We start from the raw sequence: 16735 nt of genomic DNA on the forward strand, positions 1-16735 counted from the left end.
CATCGTCAGTGAACCTTCTCTGCGTGAAGCGTAAAATTTGCCAGCCTGTACAGCCGCGAGGCGAGATCCCGCGTCAGCGCCAGGCTGAAATCCGGGATCGTCTCCATGAGCTCGAAGAACAGATCCTTTGGCAGCAGCAGCACGGTGACTGCGCTCTTCGCCGAAATCGATCCGACATAGCTCTGGCCCGACAGCAGCGGCACGTCGCCGATCAGGCTGCCCGAATTGAGGTGGAACCGCGGCCCCTCTCCATTGGAGCGTTCATTCGAGATCTCGACCTCGCCCTGCAGGACGACATAGACACCCTCGGGCTTTTCGCCCTCCGCGGCGATCTGGGCGCCGGCTTCGAAACTAAGCTTTTCACCCATCAGCGCGACGAGCTTGAGCCGCGGCAGCGGCAGCGCCCGGAACAGTGGAAGACGGCCCAGGCAAGCGATGTCTGCTTCGAGTGTCATGGTCGCGCCTCCATCTGCTCGACGCCGCTGCGCCGTCTCGAAGGGGCGATGGCGTCACCAGCATCCCCATCGTCTTCGCTCTCGATCGTCCCGGAAGGGCCGTTGAAGACGATCCGCAGCGGAATGCCGTGGAGGAGAGTAGCATCCCCGACAAGAAGGACCAGTGTCATGCCCGCGCAATGTTCGCGCAGCCGGTCAAGAACCTCGTCGGGTTGCGACGAGGTAGCAAGAAAAGAGCCGACATCCAGCACGGCGATCTGCGGCGCCTTGATGAGCGCCTGCGCCAGCGGCACGGCAAGCTTCAGCCGGGCCGGCAGGAAGCGCCCCCGGATGCCGCAATCGGTGTTGAGCCCGATCCGGTAGAGCTCGCCGTCCAGCCCTGCCCGCGCCAGCGCCTTGCGCACGATCTGCGCCACCTTCTTGCCGGCATCGGCGATGCCGTGGCCGACGCGCCCGAACATCAGGTTGTCGCGCAGGCTCGCGCCCAGCATCACTTTCTCGGGATCGTAGAAGTGGACGTCTTCAGCGGCGTCGGCCGGGAGATGCGCCTTGAAGCTCTGGCGCGCACGCAGGATGCGCCGTTGCAGGCGCTCGTCGAGCAGGTTGAGCCGGTGTTTGGGCTCGATATAGCCCAGCGCCAGCGCGACCAGGTCGCGCTCCGCCACGGCGTCGAGCGGCATGCGCATATCGTGCTTGTTGAGCAGCACCGCGAGTTCGCCGAGCCTGTCCATGTCGGCGCCGGCCCCGAAGGAGTAACGCTCGAACAGCGCGTGTCCCTGCGGCAGACCGGCGAAGATTTCGACCACCGTCGCGGCAATGCGCGAGCCGACGTCGACCAGCGGCTCGATCAGCGATTCCGCCTTGAGGATCGCATGCGCATAGGGCTCGAACAGCAGTGTCTCGTTGGCGAAGCGCGGCCCCATACGAGCACCGAAGATCAGGTTCTCGGCGATGGTGGCATTGGCATTGTAGCTCTCGGTGTCGAAGGGCGTGATCAGCCCCGCGAGCTTGCTGCGGCCGAGTTCATCGGCCACGGCCCGCCGCGCCTCGACGATCTGTGCCTTGGCTTCGGAGCGCAGCGATGCCGTCACCTTGCCGTCGAGGCCGAGTTCATAGACGTCCTCGGCACAACCGAGCACGTCGAGCACGACCCCGACGCGGGCCGCCAGTTCGGTCTCGTCGGCGACGCCCGCGCCCTCGTAGTCGGTCCAGTCCGCCTCGAACGACAGCGGCGTATTGCCGGAGCGGATTGCCTCGACGAATCGGCGGTGCTCGATCGCCGTCACCTTGCCAGTGGGCTTGAGGCTCGGCCTGCGCCGCTTCAAGGGCAGCAGGATGTTGTCGCGGATCGTGCCGGCGATGATTTCGGTCTCGCTGCCGGCATAGCCGATCAGATGGCTCGCCCGCTCGACCGACATGCGCGACAGGGGCACACCGTCGATGATGACGCGGCCGGAATAGCTCATCGTCTGCCGGCCCAGGATCCGCCCGAGCACGTCGATCGCGCCGCCATGGGGACCGATCACGGCGACGGTGCCGGGTCTTGGAATCCGGACCGAGAGCGGCGTCAGCAGCGGTTGGCCACGGTTGTCCAGCATCTGCACGCCGTCGAGCCTGATCTCTCCGGTTTCCGGCAGGCGGGCGACGCCGTCGGCCTCGTCGAGCTCCATCGTCTCGTCGGCGTTGAACTGGGTGATCACCTGCTCGTATTTGATCGTCACGTCGTTGCGCTGCTGGTCCCAGTCGATCAGCTCCTTGATCGGTGGCGGCAGGTCGCGATAGGCGGCGATGACGGCGACGAGCTGGCCGATGTCGAGCCGGCCCTGCAGGGCGAAGAAGCCGCCGATCGCGTAGAAGAAGAACGGCGTGATCTGGGCCAGCAGGTTGTTCAGGAACTTGACCGCGAACTTGCGCTTGTAGAGCGCGTAGCGAATGTCGAAGAGCCGCCCCAGCCGTCCGGCGATGTCCGATTGGACGTAGGTCGTGGCACCATGGCCCTGGATCGTGGGGCCGGCATCGACGATCTCGCCGATGCGGCCGGCAAGCTGGCGCGAGGCGATCTGCCGTTCACGACCGAGCCGAAGCTGCTCCCGGCGCAGGATCGGGATGATGATCGCCTGGGCCAGCACGATCAAGAGTGCGATCGAGCCGAGCCAGACGCTTTGGGCCATGATGAAGACCAGCGCGGTCAGGGCCTGGCTCAGCAGGAAGACCGGCTGGATGAAGGCGTCGCCGACGAAACCGCCGATCGGCTCGACCTCGTCCTTGATCATGCTGGCGACCTCGGCCGGCTTGACCGCGCGGATATCCTCCGGCCGGAAACGCATCAGCTGGCTGAACAGGTCGTAGCGCATGCGCCTGAGCATGCGCTCGCCGAGAATGCCTTTGCGGACGTTGATGACGTATTTGAACGCGCCGTTGACCAGGACGAGAAACAGGAAATAGCCGCTGAGGCCGAGCAGCAGGCCGAGCTGGCCCACCTGGAAACCCTCGAACAGCTTGAAGCTTGCGCCGCCCAGGAAGGACGGCAGGTGCAGCGTGAAATCGAGCAGCGTGGCGCTGGTTTTGCCGTCCTTGAACGCGCCGCCCTGGATCGCGTCGTTGACGATCCGCTTCGGTACGTCGAACGAGGCCCAGTAGAACGGGATCGAGGCGAGGATGATCAGCAGGACGATGATCTGTTCGCCGCGGCTCTTCTCCCAGACATAACGGAAGAGGTTGGTCTCCAACGGGCAATCCTGTCCGGCGCGTCAGGCAGCGCGCCCGTCTCTTGACCTGCTGCGACCATATGTGTGTCAGCTTTGCGTCGAGCGCAATGTGGCGCTCACGAGGATCGCGAAAGGATGACGGCAAGATGCGCTTGTACCTTCACTGCAGCCAGCGCGTCACGGGAGTCGTCGAGAGCGCAGCAGGGCGCCGGATCGTGTGATGCAGACATCGCTCCCGGCTCCGCTGAGCATGCTTCTGCGCGCCGGCATGAAGGCTGCCATACCGATCCTGGCCCTGGGCCTTTCATCGTCACAGCCCGTCTCGGCAAAACAACCGGCCGACCCCTCCGATCTCGTTCTGCGGGACAGCTTCCACGACGGGCAATTCGCGCCCGGCAGCGGCCTTTTCTACAAGGACAATCCCGAGCAGCGCGCCGGACGGGTCGATTTCCAGCAGCGGCATGTCGCGACGGGACGCGCTGCCGTGACGCTCACCGTCGTGCCCGCCTGCCGTTCGCCCGGAGAGACCTGCAGCGAGAGGGCCGAGGTCTGGGAGCGCCCCAGCGTGCTGGCGCCCTATGACAGGCCGGTCTGGTACGGTTTTTCCATGTATCTGGAGGATCCGCTGCCCCAGGACGACGGGCGCTATGTCATGGCGCAGTGGAAACGCGAGATCCTGCCCGAGGCGAAACGCGACTACTCGCCCTTCCTGGCGCTGCGACTTTATCGCGGGCGGCTCGGCGTCACGGTGGAAACCGACCTGATCGAATCCTTTCCCGTCGGCGGTGCTCAACGTCCCGATGGCTGCCGCGACGGGGAGGCACGGGCGCTGAGCCGGCCGACCGCGCGGCAGACGCGGGCCCTCGTCGCGATCGAGAGCGGCGCGTCGCCGTCCAACTATCCCGCGTATTTCGACAGCTGTGCGCCCGGCATCACCGTGATCCGCCACGCCGATCTGCCGTCAGCCCAGCAGGGCTGGATCGATTTCGTCATCCGCTCGCAGCCGGGTCCCGACGGCGACGGCCATGTCGAGATCATCGCCAATGGCGTCCATATCGCCACCGTCAGGGGCCATATCGGCCATCGCGGGCCCGGTCTCGGCCAGAACCAGTATTTCAAGTTCGGCCCCTATCGCGCCCCCGGCCATCGGCCCTGGAGCGTCAGCTATGGCGATTTCCGGCGCGGGCCCCGTTGCACCGATGTCATCCGCAGCGGCCAATGTCCGCCGCAATGAGAAGACCGGTCAAAAGCCATTGGCAAGATGGCACTTTCCACGTCTACTGACGTTGTCTTCTTCAGACGTTCAGACGAGGCCATCCGGCGACAGCGGTTCATGGACATCCTGCGAATCATCGACCTGCATCTCGGCTTCACCATTCACGGGCTCGCTCGCGATGTCGTGAAGGGCGTGAGCCTGCGCGTTCCCGCCGGCAAGACGGTCGCACTCGTCGGCGAGTCCGGATCCGGCAAATCCGTGATCTCGCAGGCGATCATGGGGCTGCTGCCGCGCGCCGGCGCCATCACCGGCGGGGAGATCCTGTTCCGCGACCCGTTGGCGCCGGACAATCCCATCGACATCGCCAGCCTGCCGGCCGAAGGCAAGGAAATCCGCTCGCTCCGCGGCGGCCGCATCGGCATGATCTTCCAGGAGCCGATGTCCTCGCTCTCGCCGGTCCACACCATCGGCAACCAGATCGAGGAAGCGCTGCAACTGCACCGGCCGACGCCCAAGCCGGAAGCGCGCGCGCTGATCGAGACGATGCTCAAGCGCGTCGGCTTCAAGGACCCGGCTCGCGCCTTCGGCCTCTATTCCTTCGAGCTGTCCGGCGGGCTGCGCCAGCGCGCCATGCTCGCCATGGCGCTGATCTGCAAGCCGGCCCTGCTGATCGCCGACGAACCGACGACGGCGCTCGACGTCACCATCCAGGCCCAGGTGCTCGACCTGATGCGCGATCTCCAGGCCGAGATGGGCATGGCGATCCTGCTGATCACCCATGATCTCGGCGTCGTCGCCAACATGGCCGATGAGGTCGTGGTGATCTACCACGGCGAGATCATGGAGAGCGGCCCGGTCGAGGACATCTTCCGCCGCCCGCGCCACCCCTATCTCAAGGCGCTGCTCAAGGCCTCGCCGCATTTCGACATGGAAGAGGGCGAGCGCCTGGTGGCGCTGCGTGAGGCGAGGCCACGCCCGCCGGCAGCGCCGCGCTCCGTCGAGACGCTTCAGCACGCCGTCGAGGCCGCCCCGCTGCTCAGCGTACGCGGCCTGCGCAAGGCCTACACCACCGGCTCGCGCAGCTTTTTCGGCAAGGGCACTCAGCATACTGTGCTCGCGGTCGACGATGTCGGCTTCGACATCAGGCGCGGCGAATGCCTCGGCCTCGTCGGCGAAAGCGGCTGCGGCAAGACCACCGTCAGCAAGATCATCATGCGCGCCGTCACCCCCGATGCCGGCACGATCCGCTTCGACGACGGCCAGGCCCAGATCGACGTGCTCGGCCTCGAGGGCGAGGATCTGCGCGCCTTCCGCCCGCGCGTCCAGATGATCTTCCAGGACCCGGTCTCGTCGCTCTCGCCGCGCATGACCGTGATGAGCATCCTGCGCGAGCCGCTGGCGATCCATGACAAGGGCCATGGCAGCGAGCAGACGGCGCGGGTGAAGGCCCTGATGGAGGATGTCGGGCTCGATGTCCGCTTCCTCAACCGCTACCCGCATTCCTTCTCCGGCGGCCAGCGCCAGCGCATCGGCATCGCCCGGGCGCTCGCACTCGACCCCGATTTGATCATCTGCGACGAGCCGGTCTCGGCGCTCGACGTCTCCGTGCAGGCGCAGATCCTCAACCTGCTCAAGGACCTGCAAGCCGAGCGCGGCCTGACCTTCCTGTTCATCTCGCACAATCTCGCCGTGGTGAACTACATGGCCGACCGGATCGCGGTGATGGCCAATGGCCGCATCGTCGAGATCGCGCCGCGCCGCGCGCTGTTCAGCCGGCCGATGCACCCCTACACCCGGGCCCTGCTCAAATCCGTGCCCTTCGCCGATCTCGACCGCAAGCTCGACTTCAAGCTCGCTGCGCCGGGCGGCGCCTCCGACGCCAGCCATTGGGCACCAGCCTTCCGGCGCGATCCCGACGGCGAAGCGTTGACCCATCTGGCGCTGGGCGAGGGGCATTACGTCCTTGCCCGCCCCGGCGCCGACATCCGAGAGATGGCCTGATGAAGCCCGACCGTCCCACGCGCCGTGGCGCTCTGCTGCTCGGCTCTGCCGCCATGGCTGCAGCAGGACTGCCCCGGCTGGCGCGGGCTGCGACCGGAAAGCCGGATGAGCTGATCGACAGCCCCTTCTTCGCAGCACGTGTCACGGCCGGCACGCTTCCGCCGATCGCGCAGCGGGTGCCCTCCGCGCCGCGTATCGTCGACGTCTCGGGCGAAGATCGCGAGCCCGGGCGCCATGGCGGCACGATGCGCATGCTGATGGGCGATCAGCGCGACATCCGCATGATGACGCTCTACGGCTATACGCGGCTCGTCGGTTACGACGAGAATCTCGACATCGCCCCCGACGTGCTTGAAAGTTACGAGGTCGAGGGCGGCCGCATCTTCACGCTGCGGCTGCGGCCGGGGCATCGCTGGTCGGACGGCTCGCCCTTCACCGCGGAGGACTTCCGCTACTGGTGGAAGCACGTCGCCAACAACAAGCGCCTCTCGCCGGGCGGCCTGCCCCAGGCGCTGCTGGCCGACGGCGAACCGCCGGTCTTCGAGGTGCTGAGCCCGACCGAGGTCCGTTACAGCTGGACCAAGCCGAACCCGATTTTCCTGCCCTCGCTCGCAGGCGCGCAAGCAACCTATATCTGCATGCCCGCAGGCTACCTGAAGCAGTTCCACATCGACCATGCCGATGCGGCGATCCTGAATGCCCGCGTCAAGCAGGCCCGCGTGCGCGACTGGGGCGCGCTGCATGAGCGTCTCTCGCGCATGTATCGTCCCGAGAACCCTGACCTGCCGACGCTCGACCCCTGGCGTAACACCACGCCGCTGCCGGCCGAGCAGTTCACCTTCCAGCGCAATCCCTATTTCCACCGCATCGACCAGAACGGCCGGCAGCTGCCCTATGTCGACGAGGTCACGTTGACGGTCGGCACCTCCTCGCTCGTGCCGGCCAAGGCAGCCGCCGGCGACGCCGATCTGCAGGCGCGCTATCTGCGCTTCGACAACTACACCTTCCTCAAGGATGCCTCGAAGCGGATGAACTTCGACGTCCGGCTCTGGAAGCGGGCGGAGGGTTCGTATTTTGCCCTGATGCCGAATATGAACGCGATCGACCCGGTCTGGCGGGACCTCAATCGCGACGTCCGCTACCGCCGCGCGCTCTCGGTCGCGATCAACCGCAACGACATCAACAAGGTCATCTTCTTCGGCCTCGCCAAGGAAAGCGGCAACACCGCCTTGCCGGAAAGTCCGCTCTACAATGCGGACTACGCCAAGATGTGGATGGAGCACGATCCTGCGCTCGCAGAGAAGCTTCTCGACGAGGTCGGCCTAACCAAGCGTGCTGCCGACGGCGTGCGTCTGCTGCCCGACGGGCGCAGGCTCGAATTCACCATCGAGACCGCGGGCGAAAGCACGGAAGAGACCGACATCCTCGACCTGATCAAGCAGGATCTCTACGCCGTCGGCATCAAGATCTATCCGCGCTCGACCCAGCGCGACGTCTTCCGCCGCCGCATCGTCGCCGGCCAGACCATCATGTCGGCCTGGGCGGGCATGGATAACGGGCTGGTCACTGCCGACATGGAGCCCGATGCGCTGGCACCGACCAGTTCATCCCAGTTCAACTGGCCGCGCTGGGGCCAGTTCCTCGAGAGCGGCGGCCGCGAGGGCGAGGCGCCCGATGGGCCGGAGGTGCGCGAGCTCGTCGCGCTCTACAACGCCTGGCGCGCCAGCGCGACGCATCAGCAGCGCCGGGAGATCTGGCAGCGCATGCTCCAGATCAATGCGGAGCAGCTTTTCGCCATCGGCGTGGTCAACGGCACGCTTCAGCCCGTGGTCGTCTCGCGCAATCTGCGCAATGTGCCGCAGAAAGGGCTCTACAGCTTCGAGCCCGGCGCCTTCTTCGGCCGATACATGCCCGACACCTTCTGGTTCGACACGCAGAAGACCGCCAGCCTCGACAAGGCCAAGAGCTAACGATGGTCAAGAGCTGACCTATGGCAGAGAGCTGATCCGTGCTGCTGAAATACATCCTCAAGCGCATCCTGGTGATGATCCCGACGCTGCTGATCACCAGCGCGCTGATCTTTAACGTGATCAACCTGCCCGAGGGCGACTATTTCGAGACGCTGTCGGCCGAGATGCAGGCGCAAGGCGAGAAGGCAGACCTTTCCCGCATCGAGTTCCTGAAGAAGGAATACGGCTTCGACCGCCCTGTCACCGAGCGCTATTTCTGGTGGGTCGCGGGGCTGCTCCAGGGCGATATGGGCTACTCCTTCGAATATCAGCGCCCGGTGCGCGAGATCGTCGGCGACCGCCTGATGCTGACCATGATCGTCTCCTTCGTGACGATCATCTTCACCTGGATCGTCGCCTTCCCGATCGGCATCTATTCGGCGACGCACCAGTACAGCTGGGGCGATTACGGCCTGACCTTCATCGGCCTGATCGGGCTCGCCGTGCCGCATTTCCTGCTGGCGCTGGTCTTCATGTACATGGCCAATGTCTGGTTCGGCACCTCGATCGGCGGGCTGGTCGATCCGCAATACCTCAACCAGCCGATGAGCTGGGCGAAGGCGGCCTCCGTGCTGGAGCACCTTTGGATTCCCGTCATCATCATTGGCGCAGGCGGCACCGCGGGCATGATCCGCTCGGTGCGCGCCAACCTGCTCGACGAACTCCAGAAGCAGTACTACGTCACCGCCCGCGCCAAGGGCCTGCCCCCCGGCAAGGCGCTGCGCAAATACCCGCTGCGGATGTCTTTGAACTTCTTCGTCTCCGACATCGGCGACATCCTGCCCTCGATCGTCTCGGGCGCCGAGATCGTGGCGATCGTGCTCTCGCTGCAAACGACCGGGCCGCTCCTGATTCGCGCCTTGCAGAGCCAGGACATGTATCTCGCCGGCTCCTTCCTGATGTTCCTCTCCTTCCTGACCGTAATCGGCGTGCTGATCTCGGACATCGCGCTGGCGATCCTCGATCCGCGCATCCGCTTGCAGGGAGCGGCGACCAAGTGAGCCATATCTCGCAAGTGAGCCAGGCCTCCGCATCGATATCGGCCTTGCCGCCCGAAGGCGCGCCCCTGCCGCACACGGCCTCGACCGCGCCGTTCGAGCCCAATGCCGTCGAGACGATGACGCCCGAGCAGGAGCGCGTCTATCTCGCTTCGCAATGGCAGCTGATGTGGTGGAAATTCCGCCGCCACAAGCTCGCGGTGATCTCCGGCGTGGTCATCCTCGTGATCTACGCCATGGCGGCTTTCGCCGAATTCCTCGCGCCCTATCACTACACGACGCGCAACACCGACTTCATTCGCGCCCCCCGACAGGAGGTCCACCTCTTCCATGAGGGCAGCCTGATCGGCCCCTTCGTCTATCCTTACGTCCAGCGCCTCAACATGGAGAATTTGAAGCGCGAATACGATGTCGACCGGACAAAGCCGCAACCGCTGCGCTTCTTCTGCCGCGGCGACGACTACCTGTTCTGGGGGCTGATCCCCGGCAACCTCCATCTGGTCTGCGCGCCGGAGGGCGGCACGCTCTTCCTGCTGGGCTCCGACCGCCTCGGCCGGGACATGCTCTCGCGCATCCTCTATGGCGGGCGGATTTCGCTCTCGATCGGCCTGCTCGGCGTCTTCGTCTCCTTCGTGCTCGGTGTCGTCATCGGCGGCATCGCCGGCTATTATGGCGGCAAGGTCGATCTCGTCGTTCAGCGCCTGATCGAGATCGTGCAATCCCTGCCGCATATCCCGCTCTGGCTGGCGCTGGCCTCGATCATGCCGCCCTCCTGGAGCCCGCTGCTGGTCTATTTCGGCATCACCGTCATCCTCGGCCTGATGGACTGGACCGGGCTCGCCCGCGCGGTCCGCTCGAAGCTGCTTTCGCTGCGCGAGGAGGACTATGTCGTCGCGGCCCAACTCATGGGGGCGAAGCCCGCTCGCATTATCGGCCTGCATTTGGTGCCGGGCTTCATGAGCCATCTCATCGCCTCGGCGACGATCACCATCCCCAAGACCATCCTCGGCGAGACCGCGCTGAGCTTCCTCGGCCTGGGACTGAGGCCGCCGATCACCAGCTGGGGTGTGATGCTCAACGAGGCGCAGAACATCAATGTGGTGGCGCTCTATCCGTGGTTGCTCTATCCGGTCGTGCCGGTGATCCTGATCATCCTGGCCTTCAATTTCCTCGGCGACGGCCTGCGCGACGCGGCCGATCCCTATCGCTGAGGGCGCCGCAGAAACTCCTGGGCCCGACCGCCGGTGCGCATCGCCTTCCACACCCCGCTCAACGCCTATGACGATGGCGGCATCTCCGGCGACCGGCGCATGGCGCGCCAGCTCGTCGATGTGCTGGAGGGGCTGGGCCATGTCGTCGAGCCGGTGCCGGCCGCGCGCGCCTTCATGCCGACCCCGGATGCCGACCTGCTCGCCCGGCACGAAGGCGAGGCGACTGCGCTCGTGGAGGCGATGCTGGCGCAATGGCGGGATGGCGTCCCGGCGCCTGAGCTTTGGTTCACCTACCACAACTACTACAAGGCACCCGATCTGCTCGGGCCGGCGATCGTCGAACGGCTCGGCATTCCCTATGTCGTCGCCGAAGCCAGCGACGCGGATCGCCGTGCCAGCGGCGAATGGGCCGCCCATACCCGGATCGTCCGCGACGGCCTCGCCGCCGCCGACCTGCATCTGCATTTCACCGACCGAGATCGGCAGGGTCTCGAGCCCTGGCGCGCGGCACGGACCGCCCTGCTCGACCTGCCGCCCTTCATCGCCTTCGCGTCCGAGCCACCGATGCAGGCCGGCGATGCGGCCATACCCCGGCTCGTGACGGTGGCGATGATGCGCGAGGGCACCAAGCAGAACAGCTATCTCGCCTTGGCGCGCGTGCTCGCACAGGTCGCCGACCGGCCCTGGACCCTGACCATCATCGGCGACGGCCGCAAGCGCGCCGAGATCCAACAGGCTTTCGCCGCGCTCCCGCCGGGCCGCATCCAGTGGCGTGGCGCGATCGCCCATGACCGCGTCCTCGCCGAACTGGCCGCGCACGACGTCTTCATCTGGCCGGGCGTCCGCGAGGCCTATGGGCTGGTCTATCTCGAGGCGCAGGCGGTCGGCTTGCCCATCGTCGCCTTCGACAGCGGCGGCGTCTCCGCCACCGTCCGCAGCGGCGAGACCGCCTTGCTCGCTGCCGAGGGCGACGAGGCCGCACTCTCCGCTGCATTGCTGCGCCTGCTCGACGATCCGGATTTGAGCAGCAGGATGGGCATGGCCGCGCGCCGCTTCGCCCTGACCGAGCGCAGCCCGGCGCGGGCTGCGACGATCCTGGAGCGCGGGCTCACTCTCGCCGTCGCCAACCGCGCGGCACGTGCCCAGCCTGCGCGGGTGGAAGCGCCATGAGCGGCGCAATGATCAGCGGCGCTACGGACAGCGACATCTGGCAGCCTCTCCAGGCTGAACTCGACCGCTGGACCGAAGCCGGCCGGCAGATCCGGCTCTGGCTGCGCGACGACGACGCGATTGCGCCCAGCCCCGCCCTCGACCGGCTGTCGGCTCTCGGCGAACGCTTCGAACTCCCCGTCCTGCTTGCGGTCATCCCGATGCTGGCGGAGCCTGCACTGGCGAAGGCACTGCAGACGATGCCCGCGCTCCTGCCCTGCCAGCATGGCTGCCGGCACCGCAACCACGCGCCGCAGGGCGCCAGGAAATCCGAGTTCGGGCCGCTGCGCCCCGCCGACGACATCCGCGACGAGATCGCGCAAGCCCGCAGCCGCCTCGGCGACATCCTCAGTGCGGCCGTCCTGCCCGTCTTCGTCCCACCCTGGAACCGCATCGACCCTGGCCATGCCAGCCTGCTGCCGGAGCTGGGCTTCTCAGGCCTGTCCTGCTTTCGCGGCTACAGCCTGGGACCTGGAGGCGGCCCGAGGCTCGCCAACACCCATCTCGACATCATGGATTGGGGGAGCCGGACCGGGCGGCAGCCGCACGAGCTGATCGGGGAAACCTGTCGGCTGCTTGCGGCAAGGCGCGCGGACCCACGCCAGGACGACGATGCCTTCGGCATCCTGATGCATCACCGCGACCATGACGCGACCGTCTGGGGTTTTCTCGATGCCTTTCTGGCCTTGTCGACCCGGCATCCAGCGGTGCGTCCGACCGATCCGCGCGCGCTGTTCCAGATCGACGTCGCCGCATAGCTGCCGGCGTGGGAGCTTCCCCAGGGCAGACGGTTTCGTTTAGGAAGGCTTGATCGAGATCATCGACGCCGCTTCACCCCGCTTGCAGCCTGACCCGCCAGGCCCACGATGGAAGGAACCAGCACCATGCCGCGACGTTGTCCGCCTATGAAAACGCTGATCCCTGCCATCGCCCTCACTGCAGTCACGCTCGCAGGCTGCACCTCCTCGCGGCTGACGCGGATCGAGGAAGCTCCGCGCGGCTTGGAAGCGCCCCGCGCCTCGCCGGCCAAGCGCATTACCGTCGTCGGCAATGAGGTGACCTTGCCCGACGGTTCGCGCTCGACGCGGAACGCGGCCGGCGGCTTCGCGCTTCCCAATGGCCAGCAGGTGACGCGAGATGCGCGCGGCGCCCTCGTGCTGCCCAACGGCAATCGCTGCCTGCCGGACGCCGGTGGGTACACCTGCCCTTAGTGGACGTTGTGGCGTCGGCGGGCTTGGTTAGGCCCTCGCCACGCGCTATAAGCCTCTCACATATTCTCAGGTGCGTTCGTCCTCGGCGTGAGGTCGTGTGACCTATCTGCGGGGGGCGACGCGGATATGCCTTTCAATGTCGTTGACCTGGCGGGTGCCGAGCGCGCGCCGCGCAGCCCCCATGCGCCGCGCGTCCTGATCTACAGCCACGATACCTTCGGGCTCGGCCATATCCGGCGCTGCCGCGCCATAGCCAACTCTCTGGTCGCCAGCTTTCCTCATATATCAGTGATCATCGTCTCCGGCTCGTCGGTGATCTCGAGCTTCCAGTTCGGCGACGGCGTCGACTATGTCCGCATCCCCGGCATCGAGAAGCAGAGCGATGGCCGCTACGGCCCGCATCATCTCAACCTCGACCTGAACGACACGATCCGCCTGCGCACCGACATCATCAAGCAGGTCGTGCTCTCCTTCGATCCCGACGTCGTCATCGTCGACAAGGAGCCGGTCGGCCTGCGCGGCGAACTCGTGCCGGCGCTCGACATCCTGCGCCGCCGCGGGGCGCGCATCGTACTCGGCCTGCGCGACGTGCTCGACGAGCCGGTCAAGCTGCATGAGGAATGGCGCCATAGCGGCGCGCTCGAGGCGCTCGACCAGATCTATGACGATATTTTCGTCTACGGCCTGGAGGGCATCTACCAGCCGCTCGCCGGCCTGCCGAACCAGCATCTCTTCGCCCACAAGATCCGCTACACCGGCTATCTCAAGCGGGCGGTGCCGAGCCCGATGCCGCCCAACCGCTATCCGCGCATCACCAAGGGACCCTTCATCCTGGTGACCCCAGGCGGCGGCGGCGACGGCGCCGGCGTGATCGACTGGGTGATTTCCGCCTATGAGGCCGACCCCACCATCGCCTTGCCGGCCCTGATCGTGTTCGGGCCGTTCATGTCGCGCGAACGCCGCAAGGACTTTGCCGAACGCATCGCCCGCATCCCCAAACTGGAAAGCCTCGGTTTCGAGCCCCGCCTGGAATTGCTGATGAACCGGGCCCACTGCGTCGTGGCGATGGGCGGCTACAACACCTTCTGCGAGGTCCTGTCCTTCGACAAGCCGGCGCTGATCGTGCCGCGCGTCAAGCCGAGGCTCGAACAGGCGATCCGTGCGGAGCGGGCCGACGAGCTCAAGCTGATCGACGTCCTGCACGACCCCTCCGAGAATGGTGAGGGCGAGCGCGACCCGCTGGTCATGGCGGCGGCGCTGCACGCCCTGCCCCGGCGCCTGCCGCCGTCGCAAGCCTTCGTACCGAGCCTCCTCGACGGCTTGCCGGCGATCAGCCGCGCGCTCGCCGACGATCTGTCCATGCCGATCCGCGGCCGCCTGCTGGCGCAGAATGCGGCGGCTACCAGCTAGGCGCCAGGCGCGCGATCGTCCCATTCGGGACTGAGCGATGGACAAGCCGGGATATTCTTTCCAGTATATCAGCGGCCGGGAGACGCAGTGCGCCGCTCTGCGCCAAGCCGGAGGAGGTTCCTGCCATGACCGCGCTGCTGTTCAAGAATTTCGCCCTGCTCGAGCCCGACCATGGCGAGGTTCGCGCCGGCTACGAACTGCTGGTCGAGGGCGAGACCATCCGCGAGCTCTCCGACAAGCCGATCAAGGCGGGCGATGCCGATGTGATCGATTGCGGCGGGCGCACGCTGATGCCGGGCCTGATCGACAGCCACGTCCATGTCTTCCTCTCCGAGGTCGTGATCCGCAACATGGAGAGCATGCCGCTCACCCTGATGACGGCCCGCGCCATCGGTTTGATGAAGGGCATGATCGACCGCGGCTTTACCACCGTGCGCGACACCGGCGGCGCCGACTGGGGCATCAAGGAGGCCGTCGACAAGCACCATGTCGCGGCGCCACGCCTGTTCATCGCCGGCCAGGCGATCGGCCCGACCGGCGGCCATAGCGATCCGCGCAGGCGCACCGATTTCGGCGCGCGCTGCCAGTGCTGCAACGCCATGGCCTACACGATGAACGTCTCCGACGGCGTCTCCTCGGTGCGTAAATCCGTGCGCGAGCAGATGCGGCTCGGCGCCGACCACATCAAGATCATGATGTCGGGCGGTGTCGCCTCGCCTTACGACCCGCTCGATTCCCTTCAGTTCAGCCTCGACGAGGTCCGCACCGCCGTCGAGGAGGCAGCCGCCTTCGGCCGCTATGTCTGCGCCCACGCCTATACGCCCGAGGCGATCACCCGCGCCGCGAATTGTGGCGTGCGTGCCATCGAGCACGGCAACCTGATCGATGAGGCCAGCGCCAAGCTGATGGCCGAGAAGGGCATGTTCCTGACCGCCAACCTCGTCGCCTATTACGCGATGAAGGAGCGCGCTTCCGAATTCGGTATGGATGGCGACATGTTGGCCAAGAACGACCTCGTCATCGACGGCGGCCTGCGCTCGCTCGAAATCTGCAAGCGGGCCGGCGTGCCCGTCGCTTATGGCTCGGACCTGCTCGGCCAGCTCCAGGTCGACCAGTCCCGCGAGTTTCTGCTGCGCCGCGAGGTGCTCTCCCCGATCGAGATCATCCGCTCGGCGACGACGATCGGCGCCCAGCTCCTGCGCATGGAAGGCAAGCTTGGCACGCTGCGTGCTGGGGCATTCGCGGATATGATCCTGGTCGACGGCAACCCGCTCGAAGACCTGGCCCTGTTGCAGGACCAGGGCGCGCGCCTGCCGATCATCATGAAGGGCGGCATGTTCCACAAGAACACGCTGCAGTGAAAGGCACGAATTTGCGGTCGAGGCTCACAGGACAGGCAAGGCAGGGCTCCTCCCCGCGAGGGGGAGTGCTTCGCGTCGCGGCCGCATCGCAGCGCGAGGTCCGGATCGTCGCCGAAGGATGCGCGGCATGAGCGCCACGACCCGCCCGAGCCTCGGCCGTATCGCCCTCAACGGCGCCGCCGGCCTCTCGCTGCTCTACATCCTCCTGCCGCTGATCTTCGTCACCTGGCTCGCCTTCTTCCGACAGGAGATCCCCTCCTTCCCGCCGGAAGGCTATTCGGTGAAGTGGTTCGCGGCTGCCGCCAACAACCAGCCCTTCATCAACGGCTTCCTTCTCAGCCTCCAGGTCGGCGTGGCCGCGACGCTGCTCGGCCTGCTCGTCGGCGTTCCCGCGAGCCTGGCGCTGGTGCGCCACCGCATCGTGCTCGGCCCCCTGTTCAACACGTTGCTGCTGCTGCCGCTGGTGATGCCGGGCATTGTGCTGGGCACCGCGATCTATGTCTTCCAGATCGAGACGGAGATCGCCACGGGCCTGCCTGTCATGGGCTCGCTCGGTGGCCTGGTCGCGGCGCACACGCTCGTCGTCATCCCCTGGGTCGTGCGCCTGGTCACGGCGAGCCTCGTCGGCTTCGACCGCACCATCGAGGAGGCCGCGCAGAATCTCGGCGCCGGCCCCTTCACCACCTTCCGGCGGGTGACCTTGCCGAGCATCAGGCCCGGCATCGTCGCCGCCGGCCTGTTCGGCTTCGTCACCTCCTTCGGCAATCTGGAGATGAGCCTGTTCCTGGTCGGACCGGGCCGCACCACCTTGCCGATCGCCATCCTGCAATATCTCGAATGGAAGATCGATCCGACCGTGGCAGCAGCATCCCTGATCCAGATCGTCCTGATCGCCGTGGCGATGATCGTCACCGACCGCTATGTCAAACTGAGCCGGGTGGTCTGA

Annotated in this window: 13 protein-coding genes; 11 read left to right on the top strand and 2 right to left on the bottom strand. The window is 66.4% G+C overall.

Translation table 11 applies throughout. From position 1 onward, the window contains the following. Positions 1–5: 5 nt before the first annotated feature. Both AE618_RS15620 and AE618_RS15625 read right to left on the bottom strand, forming a co-directional pair. Positions 6–455: a cyclic nucleotide-binding domain-containing protein gene (locus AE618_RS15620; RefSeq protein WP_054209988.1), complete on the bottom strand. Its 450-nt coding sequence runs from the start codon at positions 453–455 to the stop codon at positions 6–8. After that, on the bottom strand, positions 452–3184 hold the full coding sequence (locus tag AE618_RS15625) for an ABC transporter transmembrane domain-containing protein (protein ID WP_054209989.1): 2733 nt from the start codon (positions 3182–3184) through the stop codon (positions 452–454). Before AE618_RS15625 ends, AE618_RS15620 begins: the two co-directional genes overlap by 4 nt. Positions 3185–3383: 199 nt before the next feature. On the opposite strand from AE618_RS15625, the gene AE618_RS15630 reads away from it, so the two are divergent. From AE618_RS15630 to AE618_RS15680, 11 genes are all read left to right on the top strand, one after another. Next, positions 3384–4397 (top strand): heparin lyase I family protein, encoded by a 1014-nt coding sequence (locus AE618_RS15630; protein WP_054209990.1) that lies wholly within the window; start codon positions 3384–3386, stop codon positions 4395–4397. A 99-nt stretch (positions 4398–4496) separates the two neighbouring features. After that, a complete protein-coding gene (locus AE618_RS15635) occupies positions 4497–6380 on the top strand; it encodes an ABC transporter ATP-binding protein (RefSeq protein WP_054209991.1) in 1884 nt (627 codons plus the stop codon). Further along, positions 6380–8350: an ABC transporter substrate-binding protein gene (locus AE618_RS15640; RefSeq protein WP_054209992.1), complete on the top strand. Its 1971-nt coding sequence runs from the start codon at positions 6380–6382 to the stop codon at positions 8348–8350. Before AE618_RS15635 ends, AE618_RS15640 begins: the two co-directional genes overlap by 1 nt. Positions 8351–8391: 41 nt before the next feature. Then, positions 8392–9390, top strand: coding sequence for an ABC transporter permease (locus AE618_RS15645; RefSeq protein WP_054210100.1), 999 nt, complete (start codon positions 8392–8394; stop codon positions 9388–9390). 35 nt (positions 9391–9425) lie between these two features. Then, positions 9426–10598, top strand: coding sequence for an ABC transporter permease (locus tag AE618_RS15650; protein ID WP_054210101.1), 1173 nt, complete (start codon positions 9426–9428; stop codon positions 10596–10598). Positions 10599–10631: 33 nt separating this feature from the next. After that, complete coding sequence (locus AE618_RS15655) at positions 10632–11768, top strand: glycosyltransferase family 4 protein (protein ID WP_054209993.1); 1137 nt, start codon at positions 10632–10634, stop codon at positions 11766–11768. After that, on the top strand, positions 11765–12565 hold the full coding sequence (locus tag AE618_RS15660; protein WP_156330300.1) for a polysaccharide deacetylase family protein: 801 nt from the start codon (positions 11765–11767) through the stop codon (positions 12563–12565). Before AE618_RS15655 ends, AE618_RS15660 begins: the two co-directional genes overlap by 4 nt. A gap of 147 nt (positions 12566–12712) precedes the next feature. Further along, on the top strand, positions 12713–13018 hold the full coding sequence (locus AE618_RS15665) for a hypothetical protein (protein ID WP_054209995.1): 306 nt from the start codon (positions 12713–12715) through the stop codon (positions 13016–13018). A gap of 126 nt (positions 13019–13144) precedes the next feature. After that, positions 13145–14428 carry a glycosyltransferase family protein gene (locus tag AE618_RS15670; protein ID WP_054209996.1) on the top strand — a complete coding sequence of 428 codons (1284 nt, stop codon included), beginning with the start codon at positions 13145–13147 and terminating at the stop codon, positions 14426–14428. A gap of 125 nt (positions 14429–14553) precedes the next feature. Beyond that, on the top strand, positions 14554–15789 hold the full coding sequence (locus AE618_RS15675; protein ID WP_054209997.1) for a metal-dependent hydrolase family protein: 1236 nt from the start codon (positions 14554–14556) through the stop codon (positions 15787–15789). A gap of 127 nt (positions 15790–15916) precedes the next feature. Next, positions 15917–16735 carry an ABC transporter permease gene (locus AE618_RS15680; protein WP_197280801.1) on the top strand — a complete coding sequence of 273 codons (819 nt, stop codon included), beginning with the start codon at positions 15917–15919 and terminating at the stop codon, positions 16733–16735.

Source organism: Allobosea vaviloviae, assembly GCF_001298265.1.
Lineage (GTDB): Bacteria > Pseudomonadota > Alphaproteobacteria > Rhizobiales > Beijerinckiaceae > Allobosea > Allobosea vaviloviae_B.

Bases quoted from the DNA above. Each gene is read 5' to 3' on its own strand.
- AE618_RS15620 (WP_054209988.1), bottom strand. From the start codon at position 455: ATGACACTCGAAGCAGACATCGCTTGCCTGGGCCGTCTTCCACTGTTC.
- AE618_RS15630 (WP_054209990.1), top strand. From the start codon at position 3,384: ATGCAGACATCGCTCCCGGCTCCGCTGAGCATGCTTCTGCGCGCCGGC.
- AE618_RS15635 (WP_054209991.1), top strand. From the start codon at position 4,497: ATGGACATCCTGCGAATCATCGACCTGCATCTCGGCTTCACCATTCAC.
- AE618_RS15640 (WP_054209992.1), top strand. From the start codon at position 6,380: ATGAAGCCCGACCGTCCCACGCGCCGTGGCGCTCTGCTGCTCGGCTCT.
- AE618_RS15660 (WP_156330300.1), top strand. From the start codon at position 11,765: ATGAGCGGCGCAATGATCAGCGGCGCTACGGACAGCGACATCTGGCAG.
- AE618_RS15665 (WP_054209995.1), top strand. From the start codon at position 12,713: ATGAAAACGCTGATCCCTGCCATCGCCCTCACTGCAGTCACGCTCGCA.
- AE618_RS15670 (WP_054209996.1), top strand. From the start codon at position 13,145: ATGCCTTTCAATGTCGTTGACCTGGCGGGTGCCGAGCGCGCGCCGCGC.
- AE618_RS15675 (WP_054209997.1), top strand. From the start codon at position 14,554: ATGACCGCGCTGCTGTTCAAGAATTTCGCCCTGCTCGAGCCCGACCAT.
- AE618_RS15680 (WP_197280801.1), top strand. From the start codon at position 15,917: ATGAGCGCCACGACCCGCCCGAGCCTCGGCCGTATCGCCCTCAACGGC.